General features: G+C 69.7%; 13 protein-coding genes and 2 pseudogenes. 3 read left to right on the forward strand and 12 right to left on the reverse strand.

Annotated elements, in window-relative coordinates; all coding sequences use genetic code 11:
- Nucleotides 1-64: 64 nt before the first annotated feature.
- The 7 genes and pseudogenes from menC to OG842_RS42840 all read right to left on the reverse strand — a co-directional run.
- Complete coding sequence (gene menC / locus OG842_RS42810; RefSeq protein ID WP_266737445.1) at nt 65-1,171, reverse strand: o-succinylbenzoate synthase; 1,107 nt, start codon at nt 1,169-1,171, stop codon at nt 65-67.
- Nucleotides 1,168-2,037, reverse strand: a complete 870-nt coding sequence (locus OG842_RS42815; protein WP_328512737.1) for a GNAT family N-acetyltransferase — start codon at nt 2,035-2,037, stop codon at nt 1,168-1,170. Before OG842_RS42815 ends, menC begins: the two co-directional genes overlap by 4 nt.
- A 47-nt stretch (nt 2,038-2,084) precedes the next feature.
- Nucleotides 2,085-3,242 (reverse strand): M20 family metallopeptidase, encoded by a 1,158-nt coding sequence (locus OG842_RS42820; protein ID WP_266737442.1) that lies wholly within the window; start codon nt 3,240-3,242, stop codon nt 2,085-2,087.
- The gene (locus tag OG842_RS42825; protein WP_328512729.1) at nt 3,239-4,714 is read right to left on the reverse strand and encodes an amidohydrolase family protein; all 1,476 of its coding nucleotides are present in this window, start codon (nt 4,712-4,714) and stop codon (nt 3,239-3,241) included. The genes OG842_RS42820 and OG842_RS42825 overlap by 4 nt, the downstream gene beginning before the upstream one ends.
- 159 nt (nt 4,715-4,873) lie before the next feature.
- A complete protein-coding gene (locus OG842_RS42830) occupies nt 4,874-5,767 on the reverse strand; it encodes a serine hydrolase (protein ID WP_266737440.1) in 894 nt (297 codons plus the stop codon).
- Between the two features lie 73 nt (nt 5,768-5,840).
- Nucleotides 5,841-7,097, reverse strand: a complete 1,257-nt coding sequence (locus OG842_RS42835) for an MFS transporter (protein WP_266737438.1) — start codon at nt 7,095-7,097, stop codon at nt 5,841-5,843.
- A gap of 152 nt (nt 7,098-7,249) precedes the next feature.
- A pseudogene (locus OG842_RS42840) lies at nt 7,250-8,842 on the reverse strand (PucR family transcriptional regulator); the annotation flags it as partial.
- A 251-nt stretch (nt 8,843-9,093) separates the two neighbouring features.
- On the opposite strand from OG842_RS42840, the gene OG842_RS42845 reads away from it, so the two are divergent.
- A complete protein-coding gene (locus OG842_RS42845) occupies nt 9,094-9,879 on the forward strand; it encodes a hypothetical protein (RefSeq protein ID WP_266737434.1) in 786 nt (261 codons plus the stop codon).
- Between the two features lie 660 nt (nt 9,880-10,539).
- Here the strand turns inward: OG842_RS42845 and OG842_RS42855 are convergent.
- The 3 genes and pseudogenes from OG842_RS42855 to OG842_RS42865 form a co-directional block, all read right to left on the reverse strand.
- Nucleotides 10,540-11,679, reverse strand: a complete 1,140-nt coding sequence (locus OG842_RS42855; RefSeq protein WP_266738086.1) for an SGNH/GDSL hydrolase family protein — start codon at nt 11,677-11,679, stop codon at nt 10,540-10,542.
- Nucleotides 11,680-11,749: 70 nt separating this feature from the next.
- Nucleotides 11,750-12,298 carry a YciI family protein gene (locus OG842_RS42860; RefSeq protein ID WP_266737432.1) on the reverse strand — a complete coding sequence of 183 codons (549 nt, stop codon included), beginning with the start codon at nt 12,296-12,298 and terminating at the stop codon, nt 11,750-11,752.
- 131 nt (nt 12,299-12,429) lie between these two features.
- Nucleotides 12,430-12,790, reverse strand: a pseudogene (locus tag OG842_RS42865) (TetR-like C-terminal domain-containing protein); the annotation flags it as partial.
- A 59-nt stretch (nt 12,791-12,849) separates the two neighbouring features.
- Here OG842_RS42865 and OG842_RS42870 point away from each other — a divergent pair.
- Both OG842_RS42870 and OG842_RS42875 read left to right on the forward strand, forming a co-directional pair.
- Nucleotides 12,850-13,014 (forward strand): hypothetical protein, encoded by a 165-nt coding sequence (locus OG842_RS42870; RefSeq protein ID WP_266737431.1) that lies wholly within the window; start codon nt 12,850-12,852, stop codon nt 13,012-13,014.
- Nucleotides 13,015-13,104: 90 nt separating this feature from the next.
- Nucleotides 13,105-13,572, forward strand: coding sequence for a MucR family transcriptional regulator (locus OG842_RS42875; RefSeq protein ID WP_266738084.1), 468 nt, complete (start codon nt 13,105-13,107; stop codon nt 13,570-13,572).
- Between the two features lie 116 nt (nt 13,573-13,688).
- Here OG842_RS42875 and OG842_RS42880 read toward each other — a convergent pair whose 3' ends face one another.
- Together OG842_RS42880 and OG842_RS42885 are read right to left on the reverse strand one after the other, a co-directional pair.
- On the reverse strand, nt 13,689-14,339 hold the full coding sequence (locus tag OG842_RS42880) for a response regulator (RefSeq protein ID WP_101401131.1): 651 nt from the start codon (nt 14,337-14,339) through the stop codon (nt 13,689-13,691).
- Complete coding sequence (locus OG842_RS42885) at nt 14,327-15,565, reverse strand: sensor histidine kinase (protein ID WP_266737427.1); 1,239 nt, start codon at nt 15,563-15,565, stop codon at nt 14,327-14,329. The genes OG842_RS42880 and OG842_RS42885 overlap by 13 nt, the downstream gene beginning before the upstream one ends.
- Nucleotides 15,566-15,615 lie beyond the last annotated feature (50 nt).

Raw genomic sequence — 15,615 nt, forward strand, 5'->3', positions numbered from 1 at the left:
ATCCGGCCTGGGTCGAACCGGGTGGTTCGATTCGGCCGAATCTATCCCCGGAATTCGTGCCAGGCTACGAACCGATCCACACCTTCGCGGTGGTCACCTCGTCGAGCAGCTCCGGAATCGGCGCCACGCCGAGGCCCGGACCGGTCGGCACCGGCAGGTGCCCGTCGGACAGCACGAACGGCTCGGTGATGTCGGTCTGGTAGAACCGGTCGGACGCGGAGGTGTCCCCGGGAAGCGTGAAGCCCGGCAGCGAGGCCAGCGCGACGTTCGCCGCCCGGCCGAGGCCGGTCTCGATCATCCCGCCGCACCACACCGGAACCGCGTGCGCCGCGCACACGTCGTGCACCCGCCGCGCTTCGAGGTAACCGCCGACCCGACCCGGCTTGATGTTTACGATCTGGACTGCGCCCAGCTTGATCGCGTCCGCCGCCGCGCGCGCCGACACGATCGATTCGTCCAGGCAGATCGGCGTCTTGATCCGGCGCGCCAGTTCGGCGTGGCCGAGGACGTCCTCCTCTTCCAGTGGCTGCTCGATCAGCAACAGGCCGAACGGATCGAGGCGGGCCAGCTGCGGCGCATCGCCCAGGGTGTAGGCGGTGTTGGCATCCACCTGCAGCAACACGTCCTCGCCGAAGCGTTCGCGGACCGCGCGCACCGGCTCGACGTCCCAGCCCGGTTCGATCTTCAGCTTGATCCGCACGTAGCCGTCGTCCAGGTACCCGCCCACGACGTCGAGCAACTGCGGGATCGTGTCCATGATCCCGACCGAAACACCGCACGGCACGGTATCCCGGACCGACCCCAGCTCGGCCGCGAAGGATCGCTCGCTCGCGCGGAGTTCGGCGTCGAGCACCGCCATCTCCAGCGCGCCCTTCGCCATCCGGTGGCCCTTGAACTGGGCCAGCAGCGGCGTCACCTTCGCCGCGGTCACGTCCTTTGCGGCCAGCAGCGCCGGGACGAGGTAGTGGCGCAGCACGTGCTCGGCGCCGTCGTTGTACTCCGACGAGTACAGCGGGCCGGCCATCGTCACGCACTCGCCCCAGCCCTCGCCCGCCGGCGTCACCGCCCGCAGCAGCAGGAGTTCGCGCACGGACTGGGTGCCGAACGAAGTCCGGAACGGGGCGACGAGCGGCATCTGCACCCGGCGCAGTTCCACACCGCTGAGTTTCACTGCTCCTCCTTGGAAATCACGTAAAAGCCGGCCCGGTCGAAGCCGGTCACCCGGCCCCCCGCGGACATCAGTCCGCCGAGCGTTTCGCGCAGCGCGGCCCGCCAATCGGCTGCTTTGCCGGGGTCGGTGCCGCGCAGGCCTTCGATGTCGGCCGGGACGGCGACGACCACCACCGGGGCATCTGCTGAGCCCGTCGCCGGGCCGCCGTTGGCGTCCACCGAGAGCGCCACGGCAGCGCCCCGCTCGAGCAGGGATTTCGCGTCGGTCCGGACGGGCTCGCCGAACGCGGCGGCCCGCACTGCCGTGCCGGCCAGGTCCCAGGACACCATCAGCCGGTCGGTGTCGCCCGAACCGTTGATGCCGTCCGCCATCGGGCCGTAGAAGTCGCGCAGGTACAGCACCGGGAGCGCACCGAGTTTGCCGAGGTTGAAATAGGCGTTGCGGCGCACCAGTGGATCGAACGTCCACTTGATCCCCGAGACGTCCTGCGACAATGCCCAGCCGCGCTGGTGCAATTTCAGCGCATACCCGATTCCACGGCCCGCACCGGCCTTGGCGACTCCGGCGATGTGACTGTGCAGACTGCCCTTTCCGGGATTGCCGAAAAATCCGACGCACGCGCCGAGCAGCTCGCCGCCGGCAAACGCGCCGGCCACGTAATTCCCGGCTGCCGACAACGCGCGCAGCAGCTCCGTGGTCACCGGCCGGGCCGACCGCCAGATCGTCTCGAAGAGCACTCCGACCGTGGCCAGTTCGGCGATCTCGGTGATCTCCCGTACCTCGACCCCCGACGCGGCGGCCGCCGCCCGCGCGGCCGCGACCGCCTCGTCGCAGGTCTCCGATGGGACCGGCCGTTCCGTGTTCATCGCAAGATTTGTCACGGGATGATCCTTTCCCCGCTCGCCCTGGAGAGTCACCGTCGGGCTCGACCAGAATTGTCCGCCGGATTCACCGGAATCGACGGACTCCCCTTCGCCAACACGTTTTCCACCAGCGCGAACAGCAATGTGGTCCGCCACGGCAATTCTTCGATCAGGACATGTTCGTGATCCGAGTGCGCCCCGCCGCCGACCGCGCCGAGACCGTCGAGAGTCGGCACTCCCAGACCCGCGGTGTAGTTGCCGTCCGAAGCACCGCCGACGGCCGCCTCGGTCGGTTTTCGCAGACCCATTTCCGCGGACAATTCCCGCGCCAGCCCGAACAACGCGGCCGAAGAGGCGGCGTCCAGCGGCGGACGGTTGATCCCGCCGCTGATCCGCACCTGTGCGTCCGCCAGCACGGGCTGCAACGCCCGCACCGCCCGGTCGACGCGGAGCTGTTCCTCCTCGTCCCACACCCGCACGTCGACGTCGACCACGGCCGCCGCTGGCACGGTATTGACCGTCGTGCCAGCCGAAAGCACGGTCGGCACCACGCTGGTCCCGCACTCCGGATCGGCGAGCGCGGCGACCGCGAGCACCTGGTGCGCGATCTCGATCCCGGCATTGATCCCCTTCTCCGGTTCGAGCCCGGCGTGCGCGGCGCGGCCGGTCACCTCGATCCGGTAGTGGGAAACGCCTTTGCGCCGGGTCTTGATCGCGCCGCCGTCCGCCGAAGCCTCCAGCACGAACGTCGCCTCGCAGCCGCGCGCCTCTTCCTCGATCAGCGCTCGCGACGACGGGGAGCCCAGCTCCTCGTCGCCAGTGACCAAGATGGACAATCCGGCCCGGTGCGGCAATGCCGCGGCCGCATGCAGCGCCATCACGACGCCCGCCTTCATGTCGAAGCAGCCCGGCCCCCGCAAGACCCCGTCTGCCACGGAAAACGGGTGCGTTTCCAGGGAACCCATCGGCCAGACGGTGTCGTGGTGGCCGAGCAGCAGCACGCGTGCCGGGCCGTCGCCGAACCGCCAGCGCAGATGCGTCCGGCCGTCGAGGACGATCCGCTCCGGCTCCACGCCGAGCAACGCCTTGCCGAGGTCCGCCAGCACCTCAGCGCTGTGCGCCACCGCGTCGAGGTCGGACGACGGGGATTCGCAGCACACCAACATCTCGATGTCGGTGAGCAAAGCTTCCAAGCTGAATTCCGTCATCGTGGCTCCCCCCGCAGCGGCCGGCCAGGGTACGCGTCGGTGAGCAGCTGCCCGTCGCGGACCACCGGGGTTCCCGCGACGAACAGGTGCCGGACGCCGACCGAGGGCCGGGTCGAATCGAAGTACGTGGCCGTGTCGGTGATGGTGGCGGGGTCGAGTACGACGATGTCCGCGTCCGCGCCGACGTTCAGCCTGCCCTTGGTCCGCGCGCCGGGCGCGACCTCGTCGAGCACCCGCGCGGGCAAGTAGGAGCAGCGCCGGAACGCCTCCAGCCAGGTCCAGACCCCGGCCTCGCGCACCATCAGCCGCAGCGACTTGGAGAACGTGCCCGCCGTGCGCGGGTGCGTCGTACCCCCAGGGGGCAGCGGCCATTGGGTGGATTCGTTGCCGGCGTTTCGCCAGTACACCGGCATGGCGTCGCTCGCGACGATCGAATCCGGGAAGGCGAGCGTCTGGTGCAGCAGGGCCCGGTCCTTCGGTTTCTCCTCGTCGAGGAACTCGAGGATGCACGGCGCACCTGGGTCCTCGGCGCGGACCTGCAGCAGCCGGGCCTCGTCGGCGATCCGCTCGCCGGTCTCCAGCATCAGCACGCGCGTCGGGTCGAGGCCCTTCATCTTGAGCCGTTCGGGCGAAAGGAAGGCCGCGCCGATGCCGGTGCTGCCCGCACCGTAGGGATAGGCCTCGACCGTCACCCGCGACCCGGCGGAACGGCTCGATTCCAGCGTGGCGAGCACCCGGTCGACGTGCCGTCCGGACGTGCTGTTGACGTGACAGTGGTGCATCGCGGCACCGGTCTCGGCCGCGACGATCGCGATCTCCTGCGACCCGTCGACCGGCGTGGCCGGGTCCATCTCGACCAGCTCGCGGACATGCGTGTACGTGGGCGCTTCGGCCTGCTTGGCCAGCTTCGCCAACGCCAGGAACTCGGCCGGATCGCTGGCCGGGGCGTACCCGAGCAGCACGCCGACGCCCAGCGCGCCCGCCGCCAGCTCACCCTCCACAAGGGACAGCCAGGCGGCCAGTTCGGCCTTCGACGAGGTCCGCTGCCAGGCCGGATTGCCGAGCACGGCGAGTCCGGTGTTGATGTTCGCGTCCGGTTCGATGCCGGCGAGCACCTTGGCCCGCGCTGAACCCCAGGAGGCCGAGAAGCCGTAGTGCAGCGGGCGTCCCGCCGCGGCCGCCTCGGCGTAGGCCCGTTCGACGGGCATCATCCCGGCTTCCAGGTCGAGCGCCGTCGTGACGCCGTCCATCGCCTGCAGCCGCTGGCCCGCGATGGAGTGCACGTGGCTGTGCAGATCGATGAACCCGGGTCCGACGATGTACCCCGCGACATCAATGTCGACCTGGTCGTCGGCAGTCGGCAGCCCTGGTCCGACGGCGATGACCTCGTCGTCGGAGACCAGCACGTCAGCCGTGCCGTCAAAGCCCGTAGCCGGGTCGATGACGCGACCGCCCCGCAATAGTGTCCGCATGCTTCGCCTCCTAGCCTCGCTGCTGGCGACCCTAGGAGCTTTGCCGGACGGTCCGTTCGTCTCACGCGACGAATCCGGGGAGGCAGATCCATCCGGGTACACGAATCTGAACGCCTCGACCGGTCCGCCGGCGGCGGTGGCCCCGGCCTCCGGTACGGGTTACCGCCGAAGCCAGTCCACCGCCTGGGCGGCGGCGAACCCGATGAAGGCGTCACGCTCGGGAACTCTCGATCGGGCATCGACAGCCCTGGTGAAGACACCGACTGCGTACCGGCCGCCGTCCGGGTACTCCACCACGCCGATCTCGTTGCGCAGCGAGGGCAGCGTTCCGGTCTTGCCGCTGATCCTGACGTCGTCGTCCGCGAAGCCGGAGCGCAGCCGGTGCGGCCACACCTGCAGTTCCAGCCAGCGCCGGACGTCGGCGCACGCCGCCGCGGGCGCTGCCTCATCACGCCAGATCAGGCCCAGCAACCGAGTGCTTTCCGCGGCGGTGGTCCGGCAGGTCTCTTCGGGTGTCAACGCACGCAGCCTGGCGAGTTGTTCGGCCGGCAACGCGGCCAGGATCCGTTCGTCGTCCTGGTAGTCGATCCCGAGGTCCTCGCCGATCGTGCGCAACAGCTCCCCGCAGTCGTGCGGGACGGCCGTGTGCGGGAGGCCGAGCCGCCGCAGCGTCCTGGCGACCGCGGCCTTTCCCACCTTCCCGAGGATCAGGTCTGTGGCGACGTTGTCGCTGATGCCGATCATCAGGACGGCCAGGTCGTACCAGGACATTGTGACGTCGTGGCGGAACGTCGCAAGGCCGTACGGGCTGGCGGTCGGATGTCCCGGTGCCACCGCGATCCGCTCGGCGAGGTCGAATTCACCGTCGGCCGCCTGCCGGGCAAGTTCCACTGCTACGGGAACCTTGAACACGGACGCGGTGACCACCGGCTCCTCGGCGTCGATGCCCACCTGTCGCGGGCCGTTCAGATCGGCCGCGTGCAGCCAGACCTGGACGCCGACTTCCGCCGCCCGGGCGGTGATTGTCGCGACCAGTTCCGATTCGGTGACCATGGGGTGATCCCTTCTGTCTGTCCGGTGCGGACTTTCTGTCCGCACCGGATCTGTCTGCTGGTGCGCCGGCCGACTACTTGGTGCCGGTCGACGGGAAGTTGAACTGTTCGGCGCGCTGTGGGACCCAGAACGCGATCACCGCGGTGAGCAGCGTGGTGCCGATGAGGAAGCCGAACGCCGCGGTGTAGGAGAACGCGTCCGCCAGCCAGCCCATCGCCAGCGGCGCGATGACGCCGGCGACCTGGCCTCCGAAGTTCGTCATCCCGGAACCGAGTCCGGCCACCGCCGTGGGAAGCACCCGCAGCGGAAGGCCGAAGACGCACATCGTCGCCATCCCGAACACTCCGACGGCCAACGTCTCGTAGACCGTGAATGTCGCCGCGCTGCCCGCCGACACCATCAGGACGAGCAGGACCGAGGTCACCGTCGCGATGGACACCAGGTACCACCTGGCCTTGTCATGGAAGTACCGGTCGAACAGCCAGCCGCCGAAGATGGTCGTCGCGAAGCCCACCAGACTCGGGATCGCCGACAGCACGCCGGTCTCGTTCAGCGACAGGTGTCTGGCCTCGAGCAGATAGCTGGGCACCCAGGTGACCAGGCCGTAGCTGAGCATGTTCATCGCGCAGAACAGCACCGCGAACTTCCACACGCCCGGGGACTTCAGCACTTGGGCACGCGAGACTTCGGGCATCGTCACCGCCGCCTGCGGCAGCCGGCTGAGCCGGTCCGGCAACGCCTTGGGCAGGAGCGCCCACAGCCCGATGCCGATGGCCGCGCCACAACCCGCCATCCAGAGGAAGGTGTGCCGCCAGCCTATGGCTGTCAGCAGGGGGGCGACGAGCAGGGGTGCAAGGCCGGCGATCCCGCTGGCGGACAACATCACGCTCGTGGCGGTCCCCCGTCTCTCCGGTGTCGTCCGTTCCGCGATGGCTTTGAACGACGCCGCCGGGAACGCGCCCTGACAAGCACCGAACAGGCCACGGAACAGCAGGAGCAGACCGAAGGTGCCGGCCATCCCGGTCAAAGCGGTGAACAACGACCACAGCACGAGCGTGATCAGCATCGGTTTGCGAGAGCCATACCGATCGGCCAGGTAGCCAGCCGGTATCTGGCAGATCATGTAGACCAGCGCGAAGACGGTGACCAACGAGCCCTGCGCGGTCTTGCCGAGGTGGAACTCCTCTCCGATCGACGGCAGAGCCATGCTGATGGAGAACCGGTCGATGTAGTCGATCGACCAGGCGCACAGCATGACCACCATCGTGATCGTCGCTGTCCGGTTGATCCGCTCAGATGTCCAGGTGTCCTCGGTGACCACTGCGGTCATGGTTACCTCCGTACGGCTGCGTCGGGGTTGACGGCTCATCCTGGACATCAGGTGGCGCAGCCGATTCGTGGAGTTCCACGAATCTTCAGGTGGTGTTCGAGCGGTGCGGACGAATGTTGACTCGTTGCGGTGCTTCTCCTCATGGTGCCGGGCGGGTGGAGCCGGAGTTGCAGCATTGCCGCGAACCGCGCGCCAGGGTCGTCGAGGTTGATCTCACCGACCTCTGCGACCCGGCGCAGTCGCTACTGGAAGGTGTTGGGGTGCACGTACGCCATGGCGGACGCGGCACCCACGTCACCGAACGCGTCCAGCCAGCACGACAGCGTGTGGACGAGCTGCGACTGGTGCCGGGCGTCATAGTTGAGCAGACGGGCGACCGGCCCGGTCGCCACGTCACCGCGCGCGGCGGCCAGATCGGCGAGGTCCAGCATGAGCGCGTCGACGTGGACGTCCTCCGCCGTGGCCACCCGCCGGGCGCCCCCGTTGGCGAGCAGCACCCGCAGCGCCCGGTCCGCGCCGTCGCGCGAGCTGCTGAGTCCGGAGCCGTCGAGTGCGAGAGGGCCGATTCCGATCGCCGCATCCACGCGCTGCCCGGTGCGCTCCAAGAAGGTCGACGCAACGCGGATCGACCGCTCCAGGCAGTCCGCCCGGCTCCCCGGCATCGGCACGATGCCGTAGGTCACGTCGCCCACCAGCGCCACGGCCGAACGCGTCTGGACCGCACTCAGGTGCATGGCAAGCGCGTCCGCGACCCGCTGGCGATCCGCGACCCGGCGCGGACCGTTCTCCGTCGACGGATCGGCGTCCGAACCGCCGAACAGACCCAGGGCCAGCACGATTGCGGGCTGCCCCACCAGCCCGAGCCGCGCAATCGCCTCCGGTGCCCCCGCGCCGCCTTCGAGCGTGGTGCTCACCAGGTCGGCGCGCAGGCGGCGTTCGACATCGGCGCCCGCACGCAGACGCAACATGTGGAGCGCGACGACCTTGCTGGCGTCGATCAGCGCCTGCGTGCGCTCTTGGGACAAGGGCCCGGTCACCGCCGCCCAGATCGAGCCGAGGATCTCGTCTCCGGCCCGCACCGCCAGCGCCACGCGGGGAACGGTCATCGTCTCGTCGTGGAGCGGATCGACGTAAACGGGCGCATGGCCGCGATGGAGTCGCTCGAAGACGCCGTTGCGCGCCAGGCCGAGGGTGAAGCCCTCCGGTACCCGGCGGCCCAGGATCGTCTCCACGCGGGACTGGTCGGCCTCGTCCTGGCGGCCGGAGAAGGCGAGCACCCGTGAGCTGCGGTCCTCGATGGTGACCGGCGCGTCCAGCAGCGCGGCCACGGCGTTGGCCAGCGCGAATAGGTCGCCCGACAGCATGCCGCCCAGCGTCTGCGGTGAGATGTCTCCGATGTCTCCCTCGACGAGCAGAGTGCGGAGCATGGCGGCGACCTGCGCCCAGGAGGCTTTGCGGGCGAGTCCGAGCAGTGCGACGCCGGACTCGTCGGCGGCCCGCCGGATTTCCACGGTCGCAGTGAAGTGTGACCGTACGACGAGCGCCGCCGCCCTCTTGCAGCCGAGGTCGTACAGGAGGCGGACCACGTCGTCCGGTTCGTGGACGCCCACCCCCAGGACGACCGCCTGTGCGGGGAACTGCGCCTCGTCGAGGGGGTCGTGGATGACTACACCGCTCAGCTGCCGGCGCGTGCTCCCACCGCCGGCGAGCTGCTGCCCGGTCCCCGGGCGTCGACGTGGTGGCAGGCCGGCTCGGAAAGCAGATGGGCGACGATGTCGTTGTTGTTCACGAAGCGGTACGGCGGGCGAACGCCTTGTTGTGCACGGAGGCCAGGACCTGGTCGCACGTGCGCGGCTGACCGTAAGCGGATCTGGCGGGCATCTGTGCGGCGGGAGTCGTTCCTGCCACTCTGGAAGCCAGGGACACCGCTCGCTCGGCAACCCTGAGGACCGGATGGATCGGTGAGGGACAGCGGGGGCAACGGATGCCAGGCTTTTTGACAGACTTACCGACCTTCTGGGCCTTCGCGGCGGTCTGGGTGGGCGCCTTCACGACGTTCATGGCGTTCTCGCTGCTCCGTCTCCGGTACGTGCTCCGGCGCGACCGGCAGGCTATCGGACGCTTCTTCGAGACCGGTGACGCGAAGCCCGTTCTCGCCATGTATCACCTTGAGGGAGAGCGGGCCGCGACACAGGCCGGGATGCTGCTGCTCTCCGCCGGGCCCCGCTCCTTCCGCGGCCGGCGCCGGGCGATCCCGGAAGCAGGACCGGAAACGCACCCCCTGCTGGCGTCACTGCAGACGGCCGTTGACGACGCCGGAGGGAGCGGCTCTCTGGAGGAGGCGAGAGCATCGTCCCGCTTCCCGGCCTTCCGCTCCCAGTTGCGGCGGACAGCACGGCGCAACCTCCCCGTTCGTCGGACGCGCGACGTGCCCGGCGCAAGGGAAGGGTGGGCCGCGGTGTGCGGTCTGCTCGCCGTCCTCGTCCTCGGCATCGGTTTCTACGCCCGCCAGCCGGGCTCGGACGGGCTCTGGTTCGTGATCGCCCTGGCCGTGCATGTGCCGGTGGCGGTCTGGCTCGGTGTGGCGGACGGGCGGAGGGGACCGGAGCAGTGGCCCGAGTTCGGGGCGCTGTGCGAGCGCTGCGTCGCCGAGGCGGGCGTTCGCGTCCTTGAACCGGAGCGGGTTGCCGGTACGGGCTCCGCCGCTACCTCCGGCTGGGCCAACGACGGCGGTGTCGGCGCGGCAAGTTCGTGCGGCGGTGGCTGTGGCGGCGGGGCATGAGCCGGTCGCGGCGTACCTTCGGTACCTGGCGAGCCGGTCGGCGCTTCCGGAGCTGGTGGCAGCCGACGTCGCAGGACTGGCCGGACGTGCACCGGGATGTCGCCTACCTCACCTGGAAGTTGGGCTGCTGGCATCCCGATACGCTCCTCGCGCGCTCGCTGGTGTCCCTGGTGCCATGGAGGGTGTCGCGGCATTCCCGCTCGGGTTCTGGTCGCGTAGCAGACCTCGCCGACGAGGCGGGGCAGTACCCACCGTGCGCCGGCCACGTGCGGTGCCTTGTCGAAGGGGCAGTCGTCGATTCGGTTGGGGGATGTGGATCGGAGACCTGATCGGCACCCTGCTGACGCCGACGCTCGAAGAGTGGCGCCAGTTCCAACAAGACGACGACGGCGACGACCCTCGGGGCGGCGCATAGGCGCCTCTCCGTCCAGCCCAGTGCGGGCTACCCCACTCGCACCCGATCCTGTTCCATCGCGATCGAAGTGCAGCCCGCAGCCAGGCGCCCCCTGCGCACCGGAGTGGCGGCAGAAGCTCGCGCAGCGGCGCCAGTTGGCGAACGCCCCCTGGCCGCCGGCCTCCTCGCGGTGCCTGCCGTCCGGCGAATGCCCAGGCCGGCGGCCCAGTTCGAAGCGCATTTCGACACCGGGGGTCAGGAACAGCTCAGCAGAAGGGACCGTCGGTCGCGAAGGCGTGGGCAGCGAAGCGCTCACCCATTCGGCGGTACGCGGCGGCGGTAGGGTGAAGGCCGTCGGGCAGGTCGTCTACCTCGTCCGGTCCGATCAGCGCTCGTCCGTCGAGATGGTGGAGGTGGGGATCAGACGCCTGTCGTGCCGCAGCGATCCGGGCCAGCTCGGCACGGACCACCGTCAGCGACAGTGCGCCGCCGGCCACATCGGCCGGGTCGCCCAGGGCAGCGATCCTCCCGTCCGGTCCGGTCTCGGTCGGGCCGGGCACCTGCTCAAGGGCCGGACAGCTCACCGGGGAGATCAACAGCAGCGGGGTGTCTGGGTGACCGTCCCGGATCGTGTCCAGGAATCCGTGTACCGCCGGTCCGAACGTCCGCAGCCGGAAGGCGGAAAGGCTCACGATGTTGATGCCCACCTTCAGGCTGATCAGGTCGGCGGGCGTGTCGCGGATCGTCCGGGCGACGTAGGGATCCAGCAGTGCGTTGCCCGCCTGACTGAGGTTGATCACCTCCACCCCTCCGAGCGCGGCTGCCACCACCGGCCAGGTCCCGGTCGGGCCGTCGGCCTCGATGCAGTGGCTGATGGAACTGCCATGGTGCACCCAGCGGCGCCGTCCGTCCGGCAGCGGTGCCAGCACGTCGCCATCGGCGCTCAGCGCCACCAATTCTGTGGGGGTCTGCTGCGGGAGCCACAGCTCGACGTTCTTCATACCGGCTGGCAGTCCAGCGAACCGTACGGTCCCGGGCTTGCCCGGGACGAGTCGCTGTACGGTCCCGGGGCCTGCCATCCGCAGTACGTTGCCCACCGGCGCCTGCTGGCGCCCGGCCAGGGCACCGTCCACCAGCAGCTCCAGCATCCCGGTAGGGCGGGGGCGGGGGTCGGCGGCGAGTTGGCCGGTGGAGGTGAGTAGCTCGAACTCCAATGCGCGCGCGTCGGTGCGGAACACCAGCCGCACCCCTGAAGGCATCACGGTCACCCCGTAGACCGACGGGTCCTGGTACTGCTCCTTGGTCCACGCGGGCAACCGGCGCGGCATCACCCCTGCCGCTGTGGTCTCCAGGTCCAGCGCACCCCGTAACTCCACCGGCCCGCCCACCAATGGAACCGTCCGCATCGCCACCGTCACCGCTCCTGTCCCAGGTCGCTGTGCTCCGGAGATGGCATCGGCCCGGTGCCTTCGTGGTTCATCGGCGCCCGCCGAACTCCCAGGCGTGGACCTCGATGGCCGCGTACCGGTCCGGGGTCAGGAGGGCGCGTGCCGTGTCCGGGTTCGGGGCCCGGAGCAGTGCGGCGGTGCCGAGCCATGTGTCGCCGTCGTCGGACAGCAGCGGTCCGTAGGCGATCAGTTCGTTCTGGTCGGGCGGTGGGGTGAGGTCTGCGGCCGGGCCTTCGCCGAGGCCGAGCACCAGGTACCGGTTGCCGCCGCTTCGGCCGCCGGGAAAGTCCCACATGGTGCGCCCCAGCAGGTTGCGCCATCGGCGCAGCAGTACGTCCCGGTATGCGCCGGCCTGGTAGTTGGGCTCGTCGAAGGCGAATGTGCGGGCGGCGGCTGGGTCGGGCAGGTCGACGATATGCATGCTCCCGGTGAGGGTTTCGCCGTCGTCGGTGAAGGTTGGGCCGCGGGCGATCAGCTGCTTCGTGTAGCGGTCCATGTAGGACCAGTGCTCCTCCAGCAGTTCCTCGCGCAATGCGAGGGAGCTTGGCCGGTCTCGGTGGTAGCAGAAGTACTCCATGGTCGCAGACCCTTCCTCACCGAGGGCACCATCTCAACCGGCTTTGTCGCCGGGGCTTCTGTGTTCCGGATGGAACAGCGTTCCGTCGGACGGTGCAGCCGTCGCGGCTGCGTGGTCTCGGCCAGGGTGTGTCAGGCGATGGCGAGTCGGTCCACCAGCAGTTTCACCCTCAGTTCGGTGTCTTCCGGTGGCAGCCGTCCCGAGCGGGTCAGGGTCGCCACTCCGTGCAGGGACGCCCAGAACACCTCGGTGAACAGCCCCGGTTCGACGCCGTCCCCGGCGAACTCGCCGAGGCACTCCAGCAGCGGAGCGAAGGCGTTCTTGAGGGGTTCCGGGGTTTCTTCCTGTGCGTATGCGAGGCCGCTGTCGAGCTGGAAGAGGGCGTCGTAGACCGCCGGGTTACGGGCGGCGAAGTCGAGGTAGGTGCGGGCGAGGGCGGCGACCCGCTCGCGGGGGGCTGCCCGCGGCGGCGGTCGCGGCCCGCACGAACGCCCGGATCTCCTCGTTGCTGCTCATTGCTTTCCTAGGGTCCCTAGGCGCGACGGCCGCCGGTGAGCACCGACACCCCCGGTTCTGCCTCCCGCCTGGTCACCCGGCGGGAGGCAGAACCGCTCCTCGGCTACGCCCGAGGCAGCCTCAAAGCCGTCATGCAGCAGCAACGGGGACGTTGGCCCGATCCGGTGGCCTGCCGCGTCAAGGGGCGGGCACTGCTGTGAAATCTGGACGCCCTGCGCGCTGTCACCGGCCAGGGCGGCACCGGATCCCGACGCCCGTCCGGTGCCGACCCCGACGGACTTGTCACGTGCCTGTCCTGCGGACACCGCTTCCGCTCCCTCGGCCCTCACCTTGCCCACGCTCATCAGACGACAGCCACCGATTACCGCGCCGAGCACCGCCTCCCGGCTACCACCGCGCTCATGGCCACCGATGTCCGCGCCACCCTGGCCCGGACCACTACCGCCGCGATGTCCAAGGACCCGGAGTTCGTCGCACGGATGCGCGCCGCCACCCCCTCCCAGCAGGAACTGGCCCGCCGCTCCGCCGAGGCCCGTGCCGGCACCGATGACCTCCCCGCCGTACAGGCAGCACGAGCCGCCAGCGCCCGCCAGTCCCTTCCCGTAGCCCGACAGGCCCGCCGCAACGCCCTGGAGGCCAAGGCGCACGCCGCCGGATTCGAGTCCATGGCCGCAGCAATCGACGCGACGCGGCACCTGTCGAGCCGGGCAGCAGCAGCGTGTTTTCGACAGGGTGTTTCGGAGCCACCGGGGCAATGAGAATGAGAGCCACCCGCGGGACCGCTTTCCACGTGGCTCGGTGTCCGCGAGACGTCGTTTGTTGGCTTGCCGGTCTGTTGGGCCGAACGGCGGTAGGGGTGCGGGCGGCAGGTCGGTTAGGTCGGGGAAGCGCCGAGGAATCTCAGGACGGCGAGAACGCGCCGGTGGTCGGCGTCGGCTGCGGGCAGGTCGAGTTTGGCGAGGATGTTGTTGATGTGCTTGGCCACTGCGCTGTCACTGACGACCAGGGCCTCGGCGATCCCGGTGTTGGAGCGTCCCTCGGCCATCAGGGCGAGTACCTCCCGTTCGCGTGGCGTCAGCCGATCGAGCGGGTCACTGCGGCGGCGCACGAGCAGCTGGGCGACCACCTGTGGATCCAGTGCCGTGCCCCCGGCTGCAACCCGCCGAACGGAAGCCACGAACTCCTCCACGTCGGCGACGCGTTGCTTGAGCAGGTAGCCGACGCCGCTGGTGTTGGCCGTCAGCAGGTCGGCCGCATACCGCTCCTCGACGTACTGCGAGAGCAGTACCACCGCGGTCTGCGGCCATTGCTTACGGATCACCAGCGCGGCGCGCACGCCTTCGTCGGTGAAGCCGGGTGGCATGCGGACATCGACCAGGGCCAGCCCGGGCCGGTGTTCCTCGACGGCCGCAAGCAGGGCTTCGGCGTCGCCGACTTCGGCGGCGATCTCGAAGCCGGCCATTTCCAGGACCTTGACGAGCCCGACGCGCAGCAGCAGTGAGTCCTCGGCGATCACGGCTCGCATGGCAGCTCCACGGCGATGGTGGTCAGGCCCCCGACCGGGCTGCTGATGTGGAAGGTGCCGTCAACGGAACCGACCCGTTTGGCCAGCCCGCTCAGTCCGCTGCCGGTGGAGGTGTCGGCGCCGCCGATCCCGTCGTCGGTGATGTTCACACGCAGCATTCTCCCGATCTGTTTGACAGTGACGTCCACGCGGGTGGCGCGGGCGTGCTTGGTGACGTTGGTGAGCGCCTCGGAGACCACGAAGTAGGCGACCGACTCCACGGTGGGCGCCGCTCGCTCCTCGAGGTCGACTCGCAGCCGTACCGGGATCGGTACCCGGGCGGCCAGCCCGGACAGCGCCGCGTCCAGCCCGCGGTCTTCGAGGACGGCCGGGTGCAGGCCGCGCACCAGGTCGTTGAGTTCGGCGATGGCCTCCTTCGCCTCGCGGTGCGCCTCGTCGATCACGGTGCGGGCCTCGTCCGGCAGGTTGGTGAGGGTGGCCTTGGCCAGGCCCAGGTTGACCGCGAGGGAGACTAGGCGCTGCTGGGTGCCGTCGTGCAGGTCGCGTTCGATGCGGCGGCGTTCGGTATCGACGGCGTCGATCAGGTCGGTGCGGCTCTCGGATAGGTGCTCGACACGCTGCTGAAGCTGCTGGGAGCGGCTGGTCCCGAGCAGCGCGAGCGCGATCCGGGTCTCGGCGCGGGTCACCGGCCCGGTCAGCCAGGGTGCGGCGCACAGCAGCAGCACGCCGGCCGCGGTGTAGTACACCGCTTGGGTCGCGTAGTCGACATAGTCCAGGCGAACCTGCACCGGCAACATCCAGGCCCACCCGTTGACGGTGACGCCAGCAAGGCCCGCGACCCACGCAGCGAGCACCCCCAGCTCCACCACAGCCAGGAGCGGACCGACAAGCAGGTGGTATCCGGCCTGCCGCCAGGTCTGGGCCACGGATAGCCACCGCAGAGCGCGCCTCAGCCACCCTTGCTCGCGCGCGGCCGGCAGCCGGAGGATCTCCACTCCCAGCAGCACCCGGTAACGGCGTCGCTGCACAGCGGTGAGCGCAAGCACACCGAGCAAGATCAGCACAAACGGGAGCGGGAGCCACGGCCACGCCCTGTACTTCGCGACACTCGCCATCCAGCTCCACAACGGCACCAGCGCAAGGTGCAGCGGAATCCCGGCCGCCAAGAAACCGGTGTCCCGCCGGACCCGAACAACTCTGCGCCGCAGCGCCCGGGGAATCGTCATGGCTCGACGGTAAAACGCCAGGTGAGGGCTATGCCATGCACCGTGCATCC

Origin of the sequence: Streptomyces sp. NBC_00376, assembly GCF_036077095.1 — a bacterium.
Classification (GTDB): Bacteria; Actinomycetota; Actinomycetes; order Streptomycetales; family Streptomycetaceae; genus Streptomyces.